The organism is Alkalihalophilus marmarensis DSM 21297 (assembly GCF_000474275.2).
Taxonomy (GTDB): domain Bacteria; phylum Bacillota; class Bacilli; order Bacillales; family Bacillaceae_D; genus Alkalihalophilus; species Alkalihalophilus marmarensis.
Map to the genome: position 1 here is coordinate 1 of NZ_ATAE01000046.1, position 18,079 is coordinate 18,079.

Genomic DNA, 18,079 nt, shown 5'->3' on the forward strand with positions numbered 1-18,079 from the left:
ATTCGAAAACTTAGGGGAAGCAAAAAGAAGTCGTTTTTTGACTTCGTTTGATTCACAAAAGTTTCTCGAAGGGCAATGCCTTGAAGCTAGACATGAAAAGCGGAGGGGCATGTTCTGGCATTCGAAAACTTAGGGCAGCGATATGAAGACGCTTTTTGTCTTCATTCGATGCACCGTTATTTCCCGCAAGGCAAGGAGCCAAAGCTAGGCACGTAAAGAGAAAAGGGGCGATAAATAGTGTATCAATCATGGAATCAACAATCACCACAGCAGCAACCAGATAATAAAGACTTCATTAATCAACAGGCTTTTACCCAGCAAATGCAAGGAGCTCAAATGCAGCAACAGCAACCGATGATGCAGCAACAACAGCCAACGATGCAGCCGCAAGCAGGACAGTTTTTCTCTGCTCAAAACTATCAAGTACCTGGTTTTGTTCAGCAGCAATTTGGAGGTACGGGAATGCTGCCGCTTGAGCAATCATTTATAGAAAATATTCTACGTTTAAACCGAGGAAAAATTGGTACTTTTTATATGACCTTTGAAAATAATTCCGAGTGGAATGCCATGATCTTTAGAGGGCGTGTAGAAGAAGCAGGCCGTGATCATATTGTGATCAGCGACCCAGATACAGGCATGTACTATTTACTGTTAATGGTTAATTTAGATTATGTAACCTTTGATGAGCCGATTGAATATGAATATCCATTTAACAGCGGCCAAGGTGCCCAGTTAGCACAATATTCGCCAAGACCAGAATAATAGACAACGAGACGCTTTGAAGAAGGCGTCTTTTTTTATTACCTTTGTAAATACGCGCAAAATTTGGAATTAAATGCTAAACTGTAAGAAGGATTTAATAGTCACATGAATATACAAAGATATGAGGTTCTGCAATGAAAAGACACTTTATTTTATTGTTTATTAGCATTCTAATGAGCGGTTTATTCTTTTATATCTTTAATCTATCCACCCCTCCCCCTGGTTCTGTGTCAGGAAACGGAAATCCTATGCTTTTACTTATACCTATTTTAGTTATTCTTTTCGTTGGTTTCATTTTTTCAATGATAAAGGTCATCGAACATTTTAGAGTTAGTATTCGTGCAGTTACGATCACGATGATGGCGCTACTCCTTCATTGGTTAGTTGGATTAACTTATCAACGTACTGCATTTGATAATTATCGTGAAGTCTTGGCTGAGGCGTATCAAAAGGAATGGGGCTATGTTGATTGGTATTATATTGAGCAGATCACTTCTTCTTTGCTCTCTGTGCATACAAATAAGCTCTATTTTAACCTAAACACCTATCTCATGTTTCTTACTCTTTCCCTGTTCCTTTCCTTGGCATATATTTTAGTGAAACGTTATGCCTTAATGAAACATAAATAAAAAACGCGCAGCTTAGCGCGTTTTTATTTATGAGGTATCTACATCTATCAACTATTTATTACAAGCCTCTAACAACGGCAACCCCTAAGAGCACCCAGCCGACAATAAATGCTAATCCGCCAATCGGTGTAATCGCTCCAAGTTTAGTAATGCCTGTTAACGCCATGGCATACAAGCTTCCTGAGAATAAAATAATTCCAATAAGAAAACTCCAGCCTGCCCCGTTTAACATGCTTGATGAAGTCAGTTTCAGTGCTACGATCCCAACAATTAATAATCCAATCCCATGTATCATATGATATTGCACGCCTGTTTGGTAATTTTTCATCATACGCTCTGATAAACGCGGCTCAAGTCCATGTGCCCCAAATGCTCCAATCGCTACAGACAATGCCATAACAATACTGCCTAGTAAAATGAATAGTTTAGCCATCTTTACACTCCTTACCATTACAATCTAACGTTGTTTTAAGAATAGCATACTAATGTCTAAAACAAAATTTCAAAGTGAAAATTAAACAAATTGCCATTTTCTAAGTTTTTTCATGTGAAACATTTGGAAAAATCAGATAAAATGACAGAAAAGAAGTAATAGGAGGAGTTAGATGAGTAAATTGAACATTCGCCCATATACATTAGAGGATTATGAAGGGTTGCTTGATGTTCAGAAAGAAGCATTCCCGCCGCCTTTTCCTGAGGAATTGTGGTGGAGCAAGGAACAAATAAGATCGCATGTGGAAACATTTCCAAAGGGAGCTCTTGTCGCTGAGATTGATGGAGTAATCGTCGGGTCAGCTACCTCCCTTATTATTCAATATACTGGCGAGCCGCACACCTGGGATGAGGTAAGTGACAATGGCTTTATTCGCCGCAGCCATAATCCACACGGGGACAGCTTATACGGAATTGATGTCTGTGTAAGACCTAGCTACCGTGGCCGAGGGATTGCAGGTGCCCTGTACGAAGCAAGAAAAGAGGTTGTGGAAGAGCTTGAACTCACCCGATTCTTAGCTGGCTGCAGAGTTCCTAATTATCATGAATATGCTCAGCACTTAGATATTGATTCCTACATTAAAAAGGTACATTCAGGCGAGATTCATGACCTTGTTTTATCGTTCATGATCAAACAAGGTCTGACTCCTCTGCAAGCTCTGCCGAATTATTTAGATGATGATGAGTCTCTTGACTACGCGGTTTTAGTTGAATGGCAAAATAAACTATAATCATAGGCTAGGAAAAAGATAAAATGTTCCTGCAAATAACACGGTTGTCCAGATTAACGACCAGTGAACGGCTCCTTCCACACGCTTTTCATCAAAACGGCTCTTATGGATCAGTGAAAAGATAAACAAGTATGTCATAAACAAAAACACACTGCCTAATAAGTAGAGAAGAAAACGAAATTGTTCTACCCAGGCAAATAAAGGGCCGATTGTGGCCATCACAAGAAAAAGAACAGTAGATACAATTGCAATCACAAAGGATACTTGAGGCATTTTCAGCCATGCTTTATGACGAAAAATGTCTCTATTCTTTTTGGCTTCAAATAGAAATAATAAATAAACACCGATTAAAATAATTATGTAGACAATGAGAGTAGAAAAGCTGCTGTTAACAGCTGGCTCACCAGCAGTAGGCGGCTGGATGGTACGAGAGCTCACCATTCTCTCTAACATAAACATAAATAAGATTACATTTGCGATGACAAGAATTTGAAAAGTAGACCATTTAGCCATAGTATGTTGGCTGCTCCCCTCTCTATAAGATCACGCTTCTCTATATAGACGCATTAACCTCCTTGTCGGTTTCACTTTTTTCAATATTTGGTGAATAAATCCTTTATATACAAAATAAAACCCGCCCCATTCTTCTTGGAGCAGGTTTGACTAAAAGTCGAGTAAATTATCTTTGGGCGGAGCTGGCTCATTTTGCTGCACGGAAGATGAAATAATTTTTGTCTCGTTCGGATAAGTTGTTGGAACTGGTGTATGTGCATATGAAGCCGCTGGTATTTCTGTCTGCTTGGCAGAGGTTCCACTTTTAATGAGCTGGCAATGAGATTCAATCACGGCAGTATACTCACGAATCGCCGAGACATCGCCTCTATCAACAGCTTCACGCAAACGACTTACCTGCTCTTCCATCTGATTGACGATCGATTTTCCTGAAATATTCATAACTGACACCTCTCTTTTCTCTTCCCATATTATCATATTGAGAACATAAAAAGACAACCATCACGCAGGTTACACATCCTGCACGTTGGCTGCCAAAATAGTCTTTATACCGGCTACATTAATGCCCTGTTCAATATAGGATTTAATTAATCTAAATCTTTCAATGTCTTCTAACGAAAACATTCGTTGGTTTCCTTCATTTCGCACCGGTTTAATTAATCCTTGTTCCTCGTAGTAACGGATCTGCCTTGCTGTGAGACTGGTCATCTCCATCACGACACGAATCGGAAAACAGGCTTTCTTTTTAGAAACCGTCGGATCCACACCCTCCCCTCCTTTACCAACCCTATATTTTACAACTATTTTTTTAATGTTGCTAAATAAATATAAATCTCGCGTAACGTCGAGAATCCTTTCTCTTGTGCAATCTTTAAGCACTGCCCCCAAAGTTCAGCTGTCATTTTCGCATCATAGAGGGCATGATGCCTCGTTGTGATAGGAATATTGTAGTAGGTGCAGCATTCATCTAAGGTTACAAGATTTTCATCGTGAGCAACCACCCTTGTAAGGAAAGTTGTATCAATAATTCGGTGGGCAAACGGCATCCTCATTAACTGCCACGTCATGTGGGACATAAAACGTTTTTCATGAGTAGCATGATGAGCAACTAAGGTCCCCCCGCCGACAAACTCATAAAAATCATTTAATACCTCTATTAACGGCCTTGAAGATTGGAGCTCTTCTAACGTAAGACCTGTAAGCGACAATACATCTGAAGACGGTTCTTTCTTACATTGCACTGTAGAATAAAAGCTCTCTTCGAAAAGCACCTCAGCTCCTTTCATCTTCACGGCCCCTATTGAGAGTATTTCGTCGCCTTTGTCGGGAAAGAAGCCGCTTGTTTCTAAATCAAAAACTATAAAAGAAAGGGAATGAAGAGGCTGATCGAGCACGTCATCATTTTTTAATTCTCTTTGAATCTGCCTCAGCCTTGCTAAGCCTTCAGCTTGTGAGCTTTGCAAGGTAGAAGCATACATACTAGGACTTAATTTAGTCGATAGCTGTTTAACCAATTGCACCATATGGTTCATTACCATGAGGATCAACCCTTCATTAATACATTTTCAATATATTGATACAGCTCGTGCCCCTCACGCACCCATTCTTTTAGACGCTGTTTGTCAGAAGAAGAAAGGCGGTCAATATCAACAAAGTGAATCCCAGCATATTCTTTGTGGCCGCGTTGAAAAGAAAGCCGGTGAGTGAGCAATTCTTGAAAAGAAAGCTGATGGCTTTTTATATGACCATAAGCAGCAGGAAGCTTCTTCATCCTCTCAAGGGTAGAGGTCGCCATAATGTTTTCTTTTAACGCAAGAAGGCGCAGTCCATTCACGTAAGGAAAGAGTACCGTTTGCTTGAGATCAAATTTACCTTGATGAATTCCTTTTGGCTCTGTTAATAATTGACCGAAAAAGCCGATCCCTTTTTTTACTCTCCCTGTGTTTTCCGTTAACCGTTTAAGAAGATCTGGTTTTGTTTTCAAATGATGCTGCAACCGCTCTTTCAACTCAATAATATAATTAGCTTCACCCATAAAATGTCTGGCATCAGCTAATGTTAGTACATAACGAAGCGTCTCCCACGTATCCTCTTTTACCCACTGATCGATTTGCTTTTGCCACTCCGTTCTTGACTTACACCAACGTTTTGTTGAAGCCATTACTTTACCGTCACACTCTTCATAGCCAGCTGCCTTCAGCTCTGAGGTGATTTCACCGCCAAGTCTCATAAAATAATCTTCAAATTGATTAGAGTCATCGTCATAGACGATTCCATGATCTTGGTCACTATAATAAGACTGCTCAAGCCTGCCTGCACTTCCCATCACAAAGAAAGCAAAGTGAGCAGGAGGACTTCCCCACTCACTTTCAACTGTTTTCAATGCCCGGCATACCGCTTGCTCTATCATTCGTTCATGAATGTCTTGCAGCTTGCTCGGCTTTACTTCATTCAATGCTGATTGCCTTAAATCTTCACCTTTGTGCTCATCTTCTATAAAAGAGACCTTCTTGGAAACAGACATCCTATGCTCCTGCTTTTTCTTCTTTTTCCGGCATGCTTTCAGGATATCCGTAGCTTCCGTGTTCACTTAAATCAAGACCAAGAATCTCTTCTTCTTCAGATACACGCAGGCCGCCGACAATCGCTTTTGTCACTAATAACAATACATAAGATGCGATAAAAGCAAATGCTCCGCAAACGACTACGCTCAATGCTTGAACACCTAATTGAGATAATCCACCGCCATAAAATAAACCGGCACTTCCGCCATTTAATGCTGCTAGTTCTGGTGTAGCAAAGAATCCAGTTGAAATTGTACCCCACACACCAGCAACACCGTGTACAGATAGAGCAAAGATTGGATCGTCAATTTTTGCTTTATCAAAGAATTTCATGCTGAAGAATACGATTAGTCCGCCAATAAGACCGATTATAACTGCTGCCCAAGGAGCAACAAATGCACAAGATGCTGTAATAGCTACAAGACCTGCCAGTGCCCCGTTTAACATCGTCGGAACATCTGATTTACCGAGAATTGCCCAGGCAATAAATAGAGCGGCTACTGCACCAGCAGCTGCTGCAAGCTGAGTGTTTAATGCAACATATCCAAAGAATGCACCATCTACACCTAATGTACTACCTGCGTTAAATCCGAACCAACCAACCCATAAAATTAAAACCCCTAATGCTGTATACACCTGGTTATGCCCTGCCAAATCATTGACTGAACCATCTTTATTGAATTTTCCAAGACGAGGCTTCAATAGAATCGTTGCTGCAAGTGCCGCCATTGCACCTGTTAAATGAACAACGGTTGAACCTGCGAAATCTTGCTTACCAAGCTCAGCTAACCAGCCGTCACCCCAAATCCAGTGCGCCACAATTGGATACACAAATGCCGAGAATAATACAGCAAATACGATATATGCAGATAATTTCGCACGCTCAGCAAATCCTCCGAACGCAATCGTTAAAGCAATAGCTGCAAATGCCAGCTGGAAAAAGAAATCAATCGATCCTGCTAAACCGTCAAACATCGTGGTGAAATCTCCGAAGAAGAAATCACTTAGTCCAATAAATAAATTCCCTTCGCCATATATAAATCCATAACCTACTGCCCAGAATACGAGTGATGCAATCCCAATTGTAAAAATGGTTTTCCCTGCAATATGCCCTGCATTCTTCATTCTGGTTGAACCTGCTTCGAGCAAGATAAACCCACCTTGCATTAACATGACAAGCACCGCACAAACCATTACCCACAGGTTATTCATCAAAAATAATTCATCCATCTTCTGACTCCCCCTTTGTTTTTGAAGCTGCTTACTCTGTTCGTCATGTAAGCTAACATCTGTTGTTAAGTCCTATTATACGTTTTGAATATTCAGAATCTACTGTCTTGTAAGATAAGCTGACATGGTTTCTGTTTACCCTCACAACCATGAAAACGCTTAATACATTGGGGTTTCAGTCATTTTACTAAAAGTGCCAGAATGAAAAATGTGATTAGAGAAAGAGTAACAAAGGGGGATTTTCGTCTTCCTCTAAAGAGACAGGGAGGTTTTATGATGAACCAGACAAATCAATTAAACCAACAACAGCAAATGATGAATCAATCTCAAATGCAGTCAAACCAATTGCAGTCAAATCAGTTACCGCAAAACATGAGCCATGGAGGCCACGAAGTATTTGATGCGCATGAGATTATCGCAGAAATGATTAACGTCCTTGATCAATATATGATGTTCCGTTCATTTATGAAGGATCAGGAGTTAATTGACATTCTTGATCGCCAGTACGCTTTTATTGAGAGTCAATATAATTTAATCGTCGATGCATTTTCTACGGGATCGAAGCCACAAGGCGGATCCACAGATGTATATAAAATGACTCAATCCAATGATGTCGTATTCGGTGTCAGCCCCACGCAGCCGAAAAAGCCGAACCGCTCCATTTCAGAAATTAAAGAAGCTGGCTTATCTGCACATATGTTAGGACTTCTTAAGACAACAGCCTCTACAATGACAATGACTTCAGTTGAGATGACGAACCCTGTACTGCGCAGAATTTTAGCAGATACAGTTCCAAATATGATTGAGATGGCTTATGAAGTGTTTTTATACCAAAATAAACACGGATATTATCAAGTGCCTCAGTTAAAGCAGCAAGATATGCAAACCATGACACAAGCTTATGCTAAAACAACCGCACCGCCGCAAATGCCAAATGGCGGCGAAAATCAAACGCAGCAACAGCAACAACCTTTCATGCAATAAAACAAACCCGTAGTGAGAATTCACTACGGGTTTAATGTGTTTTAGGTTTCTCGGCAAACCACTTGATCAAAAAAGGCAATACAAGAAATAAGGCTAGCACTCTAAGCATTTGCAATGTGGCGACCATTGTAGGTTCAATAGCAAGCATCGTAGCTGTTGAAGCCATTTCAGCGGCTCCTGCAGGAACAATGCTTAAGAGGCTTGTCGAATAGTTGATAGGAGTGAGGAAAAAGAAGATCGCAGCAAGCCCAAAGCTCATTAAAAAGTATAAAGCGAGTGTTAGCGCACTTGCCCCTCCTACCCGTTTTATTTCCTGAAAGGTTTCACGATCAAACCGCATTCCAATAATGGCGCCCATTAACGCTTGCGCAAGACCTGTCACAAAAAACGGCATCTCAGAAGCAGGAACCACCCATTGATGCACAGAAAATCCAAGGACAATAGCAAAAAACAAAGCAGAACCCGGGAACCTCACTCTAGCCCCTAACCATAAAGTCACAATCACAACTATGATTAATGCAGCAATCGCTGTACTTCCGCTTGTGAATGATACACCGTTTGAAGAAAGACCTGAATTTACAACTGGATGACTCAAACCGACGATAAACGGAATGACGAAGACAAACAAAGTAATTCTTGTTGTATGAAAGGCTGCCACAAGCCGCTGGTCCGCTCCATATTCCTTACTCAGAGCAATCACCTCTGAAGCCCCTCCAGGCATACAGCAAAAGAAAGCTGTGTTGGGGTGCATGCCTGTATATTTCAAAAGAAATCTCCCTAAAAGAATACCGCCCACAATCGTTAAAATAAGGGTAATCAAAAATGGCCCGATTAACATGTGGTAGGTAAGAAATTGTTCGGGGACCACCATAAATCCAATATTTCCGCCTATTATTGCTAATGATACTTTAAAAAGAGAATCTGAAAAGAATAGTTTTTTTATATAAAATGCACTAACAATACCTGTCACTAATGAACCTAATAGCCACCCTGCAGGAACATTCAAGTAAGAAAAAGCAGCTCCAACAAGGGCTGCAATGATAAGAAAAGTTGCTTTTTGCAGCATGCAAACCGCTCCTTATATAATTAACGACGATAAGCCTTCAATCCACATCAATTGAAGGCTTCTGTCCTATTAAAAGTCAAAGGTCTCCGGGTCAGGACCATAACGCTTATCTTCATTTAACTCATCAAGCTTTCTAATGTCTTCTTGTGTCAGTTCAAAATCAAAGATCTCGCTGTTTTCGATAATCCGTGACTCTGTTACAGATTTCGGGATCGTTACGACTTCATGTTCGATATTCCAGCGCAATAAGACCTGTGCAGGGGTTTTATTATGAGCGTTCGCTATCTCTTGGACAGTTGGATTAGAGAAGATGTCGCCTTTTGTCAATGGCCGCCAAGCCTCTACTTGAATCCCTTGCTCCTTACAATACTTCCTTAGATCTTCTTGCAATAAATAGGGATGAAACTCAATTTGATTCACCATAGGCTTGATTTCAGCTGTTTTTAACAGCTCTTCTAGATGAGTAACATTAAAGTTACTTACACCGATCGCACGAACTTTTCCTGCTTTATACAACGTCTCAAGCGCTTTCCACGTATCCTTAAATTTACCCTCAACCGGCCAGTGAACTAAATAAAGATCAAGTACATCGAGACCCAGCTTGTCCATGCTTTGATCGAATGCACGAAGAGTAGACTCATACCCTTGATCATCATTCCACACTTTTGTCGTAATGAAAAGCTCTTCTCTTGCCACCCCGCTTTTCTTAATGGCACTGCCAACACCTTCTTCATTAAAATAAAAAGACGCGGTATCAATGCTTCGATACCCAGCTTCAATCGCTTTAATAACTGCTTGTTCTACTTCAGCTCCGTCTTCAGCTTTGTACACCCCAAGACCAAGCCATGGCATTTCCACTCCATTATTGAGCGTTGCGTACGCTGTACTTGCATTCATATCTGTCAGCTCCTTTTTCAAATTAATTATCCTTTTTTAAGATTTATACCATTTGGACAACAAAATTAAAAAAATGATCGTTGTAACGCTTAGTGCGAGAACCATTAAATGGGCATCCATCATTCGGTTCGCTTGAACAGCATCATAAATGGCAATGGACAAGGTTTGCGTCTTTCCGGGGATATTCCCTGCGACCATAATCGTCGCACCAAACTCCCCCATCGCCCTCGCAAACCCTAATACAAGACCTGCTAAAATCCCTTTATAAGCGAGCGGTGCAATGATATACCGTAGTAATTGAAGGCCATGAGCACCGTCTAGTTTTGCTGCATCAAGTACCGATGTGGAAATAGACTCAAACGATGCCTGTATCGGGCGGATTAAGAGCGGAAGGGCCGCAATAGCAGCTGCAATAACCGCCGCTTTCCACGTAAAAACAATCGGTTCCCCTGTTAACCCTTCTATCCACTGACCTATGAAGCTGTTCCGGCCAAGCGAGATAAGTAAATAGTATCCAAGAACGGTTGGAGGAACGATTAAAGGAATCGTAACTAACACAGAAAGCAGTCTTGTAAGCCTGTTTTTATGAAAAGCAAACCACCAAGCAAGCAACATTCCAATGACAAATGCAAACGCGGTGGAAATCATTGATATTCGAAGTGATAACAGTAAAGGTGTTAAGATCGTCTCCATTACGGCAAATCAAACCCGTATTTCACTAAAATTTCTTGTCCGCGTTTTCCTGTTAAATACTCAATGAATTGCTCACTTTCTTCCTGCTTAGATGAAACAGCTGGAATTCCCAATGCCTGAATAATCGGCTCATGTGTAGCCTCATCAACAAGTTGATACTCGTAATCTGTATCACTTACTAAAGCCAAAGCTACCATACCAACATCAGCATTGCCTGAATCAACATATTGATAGGCTTGTCTAATATTTTCTGCATAGACGAGCTTTTCTTCTATCTGCTCCCAGATTCCCCATGCCTCTAATGTCTCTTTAGCTGCCTTTCCGTAAGGCGCGTGTTCAGGGTTAGCAATCGCAATGATCCCTACCTCATCGCTTAAAAGATATTGCTGCTCTTGCCCGCTTTCTGATAGGAAACTTTCCTCTTCATACATCAATACATTGCGGCCAATGGCATAATAATGTTTTGAATCAACCAGTATTGCTTCTTGCTCAATCAACTCATCAATGTAGGATTCATGTGCAGCTAAAAACAAATCATAAGGCGCACCCTCGTTGATTTGCTGAGTAATCAATCCCGTAGAACCAAACGTAAACTCAAGAGGAATCCCCGTCTCATTTGTAAATTCCTCCCCCGCCTCCGTTAATGCATGATACAAATCGGATGCAGCTGCAATATATAACGGTTCATCTTCATCATTTGCGTTAGTACAGCCTGTCATTATAAATACATGTAAAACAAAGAGTGTGCCAATTAGTTTATTTATCATCTTGCTTTTAGCCTTTCTATTGTGGTCTGTCATTTGTGGTCTGTTCGTATAAATAGTATGTACAATCTACTCCATTCTACCTTTTTCCAAATTCCATTTGAAGGCATTTGCTCATTTTTAAAAATATTCCCATAACAGCAAGTAAAATAAAGAAGAGAGGGGCTGGGATAAAAGTCTTTAACATGTAAAAATACAAACCTTACAGATGCAGCTTAATTATAACGCTCCTGAAATATACTTCGCTGGGTTATGTTTTGTGCAACTTAAGTAGAGGGATTAGAGAGGTAGGTTTACCGTTTATCTAGATGAAGTCGATGAAAGCTGCTTTTTAATGAGTTGAGAAACTTTCAAACTCCTCTCCTGTTAATTATAGCGAAGATCAACAACCACTATAAGGGCGCAGGAAAAACTCCCTTCAGATCAACTTTTTCTAAGGGAGTTACATTAATTAGCGATTCGTTCGTCTTCTAAGTTAAACCTTTTCGTTACATCCTAGTCTTTTATCGATTTGGGAGCTGCCACTCAATCGGCTCCTCTCCCATTTCTGTTAATATCCTATTGATCTTTGAAAATGGTCTGCTTCCAAAAAATCCGCGATGAGCTGAGAGGGGACTCGGATGCGGAGCTGTAATGATAAAATGATGGTCATTTGTAATTCGCTTGCTTTTTGCTTCTGCATGCTTACCCCAAAGTACAAAGATGACTGGCTTTTCTCTTTCATTCAGAAGGTCAATCACCCGATCGGTAAAGAGCTCCCAGCCGCGCCCTTTATGTGAAGCTGCTTGTCCTCCCCTTACCGAGAGAACAGTATTTAATAAAAGAACACCTTGCTCTGCCCAGGGAACAAGATATCCGTTATTAGGAATCGAGGCGCCGAGATCTTCTTTTAATTCTTTAAACATATTTTGAAGGGATGGCGGTATGCGGACTTCAGGCCTCACTGAAAAGCTTAGTCCATGTGCTTGATCAAGTCCGTGATAGGGGTCCTGCCCAAGAATGACCACTTTTGTATCACGGTAAGATGTTAATTGAAGAGCTTCAAAAAGGTGATGCATTGAGGGATAAACGATTTCCTCTTGGTATTCCTTTTTTAAAAACTCGCGTAGCTCTTTATAATAAGGCTGCTCAAACTGATCTTTAAGCAGTTCGTTCCAATCATTCTTTAAGATACTCATACCTGTTTACCTCCATGTTATATCTCAGTTTTTTAGTAGTATAACATGGGACAAAGTAAATGCTTTTGTCTCACTAAACAAGTAGTATAAAAGCATTAGGACACACCTGTCGAATTATAAGATTAAACAGGACGATATAACTGAATATTCAAACTATTATTGTGAGAATTTTACAGCTGTGGTACAATCAGAAGTGACATATATTCCATATTTATCCTTACATTATAATGCACCTATGCAGACTCTTATAACACGAGTCCTACCAGTCGTTCTTCTACTGTGTAGGGCTCTTTTTGTAAAAAAGGGGGGGATAAAAGTGATGGAGTTGCTTGAGCAGTTGTTGACGTTGTCCGTACTTGCTGCCACTTGCTTCTCTACCGTCATGTTAGGTATCAAACATTTAAAAGAGATTAAAAAGAAGCCTAAAAAGAGAAGACGATTCCCTTGAGGAAATCGCCTATATGAGATTTTTTTGCCTACGAGTAAAGTATAATACCGAATAAACTAATTTATACAACAAACTTTCTAAATTTTCAATCTAATATAAGTGTATTTATATTGTAAGTGTAAATGGGATATATGTCGAGCATTTTAGCACTTTTTATCAAAAAAATTCTTATTCACTAGGGGGAGTCGCATTGAGTAAAGTGAGCCTGATTCCATTCAAAGTTGAAAAGGTTCTAAATGACACAAAGATTATTCCGCCCGGTATTGAAATGATTGAAGCACCAGCCGTATGGGAGGCTGGATATAAGGGTGGCAATACTGTTGTAGCTGTTCTAGATACAGGGTGTGAAACGACCCACATCGAATTTAAGGATCAAATTATTGATGGTCGTAACTTTACTACAGATGATAACAGCGACCCTGATAATGTAGAAGATTCTAACGGTCATGGTACTCACGTATGCGGAACGGTTGCTGCCTGTGAGAATGACAAAGGCGTCATTGGGACCGCACCAAAAGCGAAACTGCTCGTTGTAAAGGTGCTTAGCGGACAAGGGTATGGAGATACAAAATGGGTTATTGAAGGGGTTCGTTATGCGATAAATTGGCGTGGACCAAACAATGAACGAGTTCGTGTCATTTCTATGTCACTAGGGGGAAGAATTGATACTCCTGAACTTCACCAAGCGATAAAAGATGCTGTAGCCGAGGATATTTTAGTCGTATGTGCAGCTGGAAATGAAGGGGATGGCAATCATGACACAGATGAATATGCCTACCCTGGAGCTTATCCAGAAGTCGTTCAAGTAGGTTCTGTCAATCTAGAAGGCGAGATCTCTAGATTCAGCAATACAAATTGTGCGATTGACCTTGTCGCACCAGGCGAAGAAATTATTTCAACTTACCTTAACAACGGTTATGCTGTCTTATCCGGCACATCAATGGCTACACCGCATGTATCCGGTGCTTGTGCCCTGTTAATTGAACAAGGAGAAAAAGAGTTTGAAAGAACGTTGACCGAACCAGAAATTTTCGCACAACTGATCAAGCACACCGTTTCTCTTAACTTCAGCCGCCGTGCACAAGGAAGCGGGCTGTTGAAATTATCATCAAGCGTTGTATCAGTAGAGGATGCCGAATATTCGACTAGCTCTACTAAATAAACGAAACAGGCCCGCTCTAATGAGCAGGCCTGTTCTTTTATGCGAAATTATTTTTTCTTCTCAGCATCTTCTTTTAAACCAAGTAATAACGTAGCTACAAAGGCACCACCTGCAGCGATTAATATACCAATTGCATAATTAATGATATTCGCTGTTCCAAAAGGTGCCGCAATCGCGAACATTGGAATTCCTGTTAATCCATATGCATTCGTTACTACATTAGTAAATACAACGTATGCCCCTCCTAGAGCGCCACCGATAGCAGCTCCGATAAACGGTCGCATAAAGCGTAAGTTCACACCAAAGATTACTGGTTCGGTAATACCTAGGAATGCAGAGAATGATGCAGGGATCGCAATTTCTTTCACTTTAGGGTTCTTTGTCAGGAAGAATACTGCAAGACCCGCTCCACCTTGGGCTACGTTTGCCATTGCCCAGATTGGCAGTAAGAAGTTCATGCCAAAGTCAGCAATCAGAGCCGCTTCAATTGCGTGGAAGCTGTGATGAACTCCTGTAATAACAATCGTTGAGTAAAGCCCTCCAAACAGGAGACCTGCAAAAATGCCTGCTGTGTTATAAATATAATCAAGACCCCACGTTAGACCATTTCCAATCATTGTCCCAAGCGGCCCAACGAATAGCATCGCAATAAAACCAGTTACAATGACTGTCACAAATGGTGTGACGAGTAAATCAATCGCATTAGGCACGACTTTACGTACACCGCGCTCAATTTTACTCATAATATAAACGACTAATAATATCGGAATAACCGTACCTTGATACCCTAGAAGATCAACATTCATTCCAAGAAATTGAATCGTTTCCGGTTCAGCATCGGCTAATGTCCAAGGGTTTAACAGCGCCGGGTGCGTCATGATTCCACCAAGAACTGCCCCTAAATACGGATTGGCACCAAATTCTTTGGCAGCACTAAAACCAATTAAAATCGGTAAAATAATAAATGCGGCACTTGAGAACATATCTAAAAATAGAATCCATGGACTGTCAGGCGGAACAAGTTCGAAGGCCTGAAGCATCCCTAATAAACCCATTAAAAGACCACTCGCTACGATCGCCGGAATGATTGGAACGAAAATGTTAGAGAGAGTTCTCGCTATCCGAGCGAGGGGATTCATTTTCTTTTTAGCAGCATCTGCGTGATCTACTTGCTTTTCTCCCCCGTCTGTATCTTTTGTGCCTAGTCCTGTTAATTCAGCAAACTCAGCGTAAACCTTATTAACAAGACCCGTTCCAAAAATGACTTGGTATTGACCAGATGCTTTAAATACTCCCTTTACCCCGTCTAACTCTTCAATTTGACTTTTATCCGGCTTGTCATCATCATTTAGCACAATTCGCAGACGAGTTGCACAATGAGTGGCACTTACAACGTTGTCAGCTCCGCCAAGCAGATCAACAAGCTCATGGGCTACTTTTTTCGTATCCATTTTTATTTCCTCCTTATTTAAGCTCTCTATAGTTTTTGTCTAAGCAGAATCCTTATCCCTTCAATACCCAATTCATGCAAAAAAAGACCTAAAATGGTCAGAATCCGTCATTTGGGTAGACGTATCCCGTTCCTCCATTTTAGGTCTTGCCTGCATAATCAGTAACAATCCCGCTTATGATGTTTTCGCTTACATTTTAACCGCTTCGACAGTTTTCGTCAAACACTTTGTTTACTTTTTTGGCTTTTTATTTCGAATGATGACCTCATCAACGGAAAGGTTTGCTCGCTCATCAAGGTTATGAACAATGACTTCTGCCACATCCTTTGGCTGCATTAACATTTTACGCTTCTCACCTGAGAATATGCCATCCCAAAAAGGAGTATCCATGCCGCCCATATAAATACCGCTAATTCGAATCATTGTGTCACTGAGTTCAGCCTGCAAACTCTCCGTAAATCCACGAACAGCAAACTTACTTGCTACATAGCCTGATTCATTCGCTTTTCCTACAAGCCCTGCAGTCGATACAATATTAACAATCGTTCCTTTGTTACGTTCTTTCATTTGAGGAAGGACCGCTTGTGTTGGGTAGATCGTTCCTTTAACATTTACATCAAGCATCGTACAAAGCTCTTCTGTGCCAAGGTCTTCTGCCAATCCAAAATACCCTACCCCTGCATTATTGATCAGCATATCCACTTCGCCAAACTCTTCACTCAGCTGGTGAAAAACAGAAGCAACCTCTTCTTTGTTCACAATATTAAGCGCGTGAACTGAATAACTTCCTTCTTGGCCGTTAAAAGAAGACTCTAGCTTTTCTTTTGACCTTCCAAGCAAGCAGACATGTGCTCCCTTTTGTGCATATTTTTTGGCAAGAGCTGCACCTAATCCGCTGCTTGCTCCTGTAATCGCTACTACCTGCTTTTTCATAAGGATTCACCTGCTTTTGTTTTTATGATTAATGACGAAAAGGATTGCGTCACCACAACCCTTTTATGCGTCCATTGATTACTATTGCGTCAGTCGAGATCTTTATTGTGTGCATTCAGCAACTTAATGTATGAAGATCCGACGTTATTGGCTGCTTCAGCTGCCTAGCTTAATACTCATCCATTCAACCATTAAAAGATCAAGTGAGCCATTAACACAACAACCGGCAGTGTGATCAGCGTACGCTCAATAAAGATAATCACTAGATCTGTAAACGATACTGGCAGCTTAGATGCTAGAAGCAGTCCGCCAATTTCAGACATATAAATTAATTGAGTAACAGATACGCAGGCAATAATGAAACGCGTCATTTCATTTTCAATGCCGCTGCCGATAATTGCTGGCAAGAACATATCTGCAAATCCAATTACCATTGTTTGAGCAGCTGCTGCAGCTTCTGGTACCTGCATGATTTGAAGAAGCGGAATAAATGGTGCACCTAACCACTCAAATAAAGGCGTATATTCAGCAACAACAAGTGCCGCTGTACCAAGAGCCATTACTACAGGTATCACTCCAAGCCACATATCAAGGACATTTTTCATGCCGCCTTTGACATTTGCAGCGAAGCCATTATTCGTTGTCGCACGCTCTAACGCTTGACGAAGCCCTGACTTAAAAGAAGCTCCGATACTTTGACGTTCTTCTTTTGCATCGTATTTCTTATCTGTAATATACGTATCTGCTTTTCTAGACAAAGGAGGGATACGAGGCAAAATAATTGCTGCTACAAACCCGGCTAATACGATTGTTCCGTAGTACGGTAAGAATAAGTGCTCCAAGTTCATATAAGACAAAATGACGATACTAAACGTAATCGAAACGACAGAGAAGGTGGTCCCAATAACAGCTGCCTCACGTTTTGTATAATAGCCATCTTCATATTGTTTATTCGTAAGCAGTACCCCGATCGTTCCATCACCCATCCAAGAAGCCATACAATCAATCGATGAGCGGCCCGGAAGAGTAAACAATGGACGCATGATACGATTTAAAATTGATCCAACAAGCTCCATTAAACCAAAGTTCATTAATAGAGGTAAGAAGAACCCGGCAAATAAAAATACAGAAAATAAAATAGGGATTAGTTCAAACAGTAAAAGACCACCCGTGTCTTCTGACCAAATAAACTCTGGCCCCCACTCCATCAATGTTAAAACAGCAAACAACACTCCAAACACTCGAATAATTGTCCACGTCCAGCCTACATCAAATAAGGCTTCGACCAGCTCGCTTTTTTTCGCAAAGGCAGGCTTTGCTGCTACAACAAATACTGTCATAATCACCGAGAGGACAAGAAGAATCGTCATTGCTAACGGAAGTACATCAGCAAATGCTCCCTCTACAATACCTGCCAAAAAGGCTACAGGAATCGTAATATCCCCGTCTATAACAATCGGTGTCATAAATAATAAAATACCAATCAAAGAAGGAAGGATGAATGCTAAATAATGTTTAGCGGTAAATCGCTTCTTTCTTTCTGCTTGATTAGATGAATCCATACTATCCCTCCGAACTAACC

Annotated in this window: 21 protein-coding genes; 6 read left to right on the forward strand and 15 right to left on the reverse strand. The window is 40.8% G+C overall.

Annotated elements, in window-relative coordinates; all coding sequences use genetic code 11:
- Nucleotides 1–237 precede the first annotated feature (237 nt).
- Both gerQ and A33I_RS16740 read left to right on the forward strand, forming a co-directional pair.
- Nucleotides 238–762 carry a spore coat protein GerQ gene (gene gerQ / locus A33I_RS16735; RefSeq protein ID WP_012960780.1) on the forward strand — a complete coding sequence of 175 codons (525 nt, stop codon included), beginning with the start codon at nucleotides 238–240 and terminating at the stop codon, nucleotides 760–762.
- 134 nt (nucleotides 763–896) lie between these two features.
- Nucleotides 897–1,391 (forward strand): hypothetical protein, encoded by a 495-nt coding sequence (locus tag A33I_RS16740; protein WP_022629486.1) that lies wholly within the window; start codon nucleotides 897–899, stop codon nucleotides 1,389–1,391.
- A 58-nt stretch (nucleotides 1,392–1,449) separates the two neighbouring features.
- Here the strand turns inward: A33I_RS16740 and A33I_RS16745 are convergent, their stop codons facing one another.
- Entirely contained in the window at nucleotides 1,450–1,824 is a 375-nt protein-coding gene (locus A33I_RS16745; RefSeq protein WP_022629487.1) for a DUF423 domain-containing protein, read from the reverse strand.
- A gap of 172 nt (nucleotides 1,825–1,996) precedes the next feature.
- Between A33I_RS16745 and A33I_RS16750 the strand changes: the two genes are divergently transcribed.
- Nucleotides 1,997–2,614 carry a GNAT family N-acetyltransferase gene (locus tag A33I_RS16750; RefSeq protein ID WP_022629488.1) on the forward strand — a complete coding sequence of 206 codons (618 nt, stop codon included), beginning with the start codon at nucleotides 1,997–1,999 and terminating at the stop codon, nucleotides 2,612–2,614.
- Here A33I_RS16750 and A33I_RS16755 read toward each other — a convergent pair whose 3' ends face one another.
- The 6 genes from A33I_RS16755 to A33I_RS16780 form a co-directional block, all read right to left on the reverse strand.
- Nucleotides 2,615–3,127, reverse strand: a complete 513-nt coding sequence (locus A33I_RS16755) for a hypothetical protein (RefSeq protein WP_022629489.1) — start codon at nucleotides 3,125–3,127, stop codon at nucleotides 2,615–2,617.
- Nucleotides 3,128–3,277: 150 nt separating this feature from the next.
- Nucleotides 3,278–3,568 carry a YwdI family protein gene (locus A33I_RS16760; RefSeq protein WP_022629490.1) on the reverse strand — a complete coding sequence of 97 codons (291 nt, stop codon included), beginning with the start codon at nucleotides 3,566–3,568 and terminating at the stop codon, nucleotides 3,278–3,280.
- Between the two features lie 69 nt (nucleotides 3,569–3,637).
- Nucleotides 3,638–3,892 carry a MerR family transcriptional regulator gene (locus A33I_RS16765; RefSeq protein ID WP_012960786.1) on the reverse strand — a complete coding sequence of 85 codons (255 nt, stop codon included), beginning with the start codon at nucleotides 3,890–3,892 and terminating at the stop codon, nucleotides 3,638–3,640.
- A 35-nt stretch (nucleotides 3,893–3,927) separates the two neighbouring features.
- On the reverse strand, nucleotides 3,928–4,665 hold the full coding sequence (locus tag A33I_RS16770) for a 3'-5' exonuclease (RefSeq protein ID WP_022629491.1): 738 nt from the start codon (nucleotides 4,663–4,665) through the stop codon (nucleotides 3,928–3,930).
- Between the two features lie 5 nt (nucleotides 4,666–4,670).
- On the reverse strand, nucleotides 4,671–5,651 hold the full coding sequence (locus tag A33I_RS16775; protein WP_022629492.1) for a DUF294 nucleotidyltransferase-like domain-containing protein: 981 nt from the start codon (nucleotides 5,649–5,651) through the stop codon (nucleotides 4,671–4,673).
- A gap of 1 nt (nucleotide 5,652) precedes the next feature.
- On the reverse strand, nucleotides 5,653–6,921 hold the full coding sequence (locus A33I_RS16780; RefSeq protein WP_022629493.1) for an ammonium transporter: 1,269 nt from the start codon (nucleotides 6,919–6,921) through the stop codon (nucleotides 5,653–5,655).
- A gap of 315 nt (nucleotides 6,922–7,236) precedes the next feature.
- Here A33I_RS16780 and A33I_RS16785 point away from each other — a divergent pair, with 315 nt between their 5' ends.
- Nucleotides 7,237–7,905 carry a spore coat protein gene (locus A33I_RS16785; RefSeq protein WP_051320857.1) on the forward strand — a complete coding sequence of 223 codons (669 nt, stop codon included), beginning with the start codon at nucleotides 7,237–7,239 and terminating at the stop codon, nucleotides 7,903–7,905.
- A gap of 31 nt (nucleotides 7,906–7,936) precedes the next feature.
- On the opposite strand, the gene A33I_RS16790 is transcribed toward A33I_RS16785, so the two are convergent.
- The 5 genes from A33I_RS16790 to A33I_RS16810 all read right to left on the reverse strand — a co-directional run bounded on the left by A33I_RS16790 (nucleotide 7,937) and on the right by A33I_RS16810 (nucleotide 12,503).
- Nucleotides 7,937–8,971, reverse strand: a complete 1,035-nt coding sequence (locus A33I_RS16790; RefSeq protein ID WP_022629495.1) for an AbrB family transcriptional regulator — start codon at nucleotides 8,969–8,971, stop codon at nucleotides 7,937–7,939.
- Nucleotides 8,972–9,040: 69 nt separating this feature from the next.
- Nucleotides 9,041–9,868, reverse strand: a complete 828-nt coding sequence (locus A33I_RS16795; protein ID WP_022629496.1) for an aldo/keto reductase — start codon at nucleotides 9,866–9,868, stop codon at nucleotides 9,041–9,043.
- 36 nt (nucleotides 9,869–9,904) lie between these two features.
- Nucleotides 9,905–10,561 (reverse strand): molybdate ABC transporter permease subunit, encoded by a 657-nt coding sequence (modB, locus tag A33I_RS16800; RefSeq protein ID WP_022629497.1) that lies wholly within the window; start codon nucleotides 10,559–10,561, stop codon nucleotides 9,905–9,907.
- Nucleotides 10,561–11,328, reverse strand: coding sequence for a molybdate ABC transporter substrate-binding protein (modA, locus tag A33I_RS16805; RefSeq protein WP_055725546.1), 768 nt, complete (start codon nucleotides 11,326–11,328; stop codon nucleotides 10,561–10,563). Before modA ends, modB begins: the two co-directional genes overlap by 1 nt.
- Nucleotides 11,329–11,828: 500 nt before the next feature.
- A complete protein-coding gene (locus tag A33I_RS16810) occupies nucleotides 11,829–12,503 on the reverse strand; it encodes a uracil-DNA glycosylase (protein ID WP_022629499.1) in 675 nt (224 codons plus the stop codon).
- A gap of 316 nt (nucleotides 12,504–12,819) precedes the next feature.
- Here A33I_RS16810 and A33I_RS21440 point away from each other — a divergent pair, with 316 nt between their 5' ends.
- On the forward strand, nucleotides 12,820–12,951 hold the full coding sequence (locus A33I_RS21440) for a hypothetical protein (protein ID WP_012960797.1): 132 nt from the start codon (nucleotides 12,820–12,822) through the stop codon (nucleotides 12,949–12,951).
- A gap of 190 nt (nucleotides 12,952–13,141) precedes the next feature.
- The gene (locus A33I_RS16815; protein ID WP_022629500.1) at nucleotides 13,142–14,113 is read left to right on the forward strand and encodes a S8 family peptidase; all 972 of its coding nucleotides are present in this window, start codon (nucleotides 13,142–13,144) and stop codon (nucleotides 14,111–14,113) included.
- Nucleotides 14,114–14,160: 47 nt separating this feature from the next.
- On the opposite strand, the gene A33I_RS16820 is transcribed toward A33I_RS16815, so the two are convergent.
- The 3 genes from A33I_RS16820 to A33I_RS16830 all read right to left on the reverse strand — a co-directional run bounded on the left by A33I_RS16820 (nucleotide 14,161) and on the right by A33I_RS16830 (nucleotide 18,059).
- Nucleotides 14,161–15,564, reverse strand: coding sequence for a sucrose-specific PTS transporter subunit IIBC (locus A33I_RS16820; protein WP_012960799.1), 1,404 nt, complete (start codon nucleotides 15,562–15,564; stop codon nucleotides 14,161–14,163).
- 231 nt (nucleotides 15,565–15,795) lie between these two features.
- Entirely contained in the window at nucleotides 15,796–16,497 is a 702-nt protein-coding gene (locus tag A33I_RS16825; protein WP_022629501.1) for an SDR family oxidoreductase, read from the reverse strand.
- A gap of 191 nt (nucleotides 16,498–16,688) precedes the next feature.
- Nucleotides 16,689–18,059 (reverse strand): YjiH family protein, encoded by a 1,371-nt coding sequence (locus A33I_RS16830; protein WP_022629502.1) that lies wholly within the window; start codon nucleotides 18,057–18,059, stop codon nucleotides 16,689–16,691.
- Nucleotides 18,060–18,079: the final 20 nt, after the last annotated feature.

Excerpts from the sequence above, each read along its gene's own strand:
- A33I_RS16750 (WP_022629488.1), top strand. The coding sequence starts at position 1,997 with ATGAGTAAATTGAACATTCGCCCATATACATTAGAGGATTATGAAGGG.
- A33I_RS16810 (WP_022629499.1), bottom strand. The coding sequence starts at position 12,503 with ATGAGTATCTTAAAGAATGATTGGAACGAACTGCTTAAAGATCAGTTT.
- A33I_RS16790 (WP_022629495.1), bottom strand. The coding sequence starts at position 8,971 with ATGCTGCAAAAAGCAACTTTTCTTATCATTGCAGCCCTTGTTGGAGCT.
- A33I_RS16780 (WP_022629493.1), bottom strand. The coding sequence starts at position 6,921 with ATGGATGAATTATTTTTGATGAATAACCTGTGGGTAATGGTTTGTGCG.
- A33I_RS16745 (WP_022629487.1), bottom strand. The coding sequence starts at position 1,824 with ATGGCTAAACTATTCATTTTACTAGGCAGTATTGTTATGGCATTGTCT.
- A33I_RS16755 (WP_022629489.1), bottom strand. The coding sequence starts at position 3,127 with ATGGCTAAATGGTCTACTTTTCAAATTCTTGTCATCGCAAATGTAATC.
- A33I_RS16770 (WP_022629491.1), bottom strand. The coding sequence starts at position 4,665 with ATGGTAATGAACCATATGGTGCAATTGGTTAAACAGCTATCGACTAAA.
- modB (WP_022629497.1), bottom strand. The coding sequence starts at position 10,561 with ATGGAGACGATCTTAACACCTTTACTGTTATCACTTCGAATATCAATG.
- A33I_RS16760 (WP_022629490.1), bottom strand. The coding sequence starts at position 3,568 with ATGAATATTTCAGGAAAATCGATCGTCAATCAGATGGAAGAGCAGGTA.
- A33I_RS16775 (WP_022629492.1), bottom strand. The coding sequence starts at position 5,651 with ATGTCTGTTTCCAAGAAGGTCTCTTTTATAGAAGATGAGCACAAAGGT.
- A33I_RS16820 (WP_012960799.1), bottom strand. The coding sequence starts at position 15,564 with ATGGATACGAAAAAAGTAGCCCATGAGCTTGTTGATCTGCTTGGCGGA.
- A33I_RS16785 (WP_051320857.1), top strand. The coding sequence starts at position 7,237 with ATGAATCAATCTCAAATGCAGTCAAACCAATTGCAGTCAAATCAGTTA.
- A33I_RS16830 (WP_022629502.1), bottom strand. The coding sequence starts at position 18,059 with ATGGATTCATCTAATCAAGCAGAAAGAAAGAAGCGATTTACCGCTAAA.
- modA (WP_055725546.1), bottom strand. The coding sequence starts at position 11,328 with ATGATAAATAAACTAATTGGCACACTCTTTGTTTTACATGTATTTATA.
- A33I_RS16795 (WP_022629496.1), bottom strand. The coding sequence starts at position 9,868 with ATGAATGCAAGTACAGCGTACGCAACGCTCAATAATGGAGTGGAAATG.
- A33I_RS16825 (WP_022629501.1), bottom strand. The coding sequence starts at position 16,497 with ATGAAAAAGCAGGTAGTAGCGATTACAGGAGCAAGCAGCGGATTAGGT.
- A33I_RS16740 (WP_022629486.1), top strand. The coding sequence starts at position 897 with ATGAAAAGACACTTTATTTTATTGTTTATTAGCATTCTAATGAGCGGT.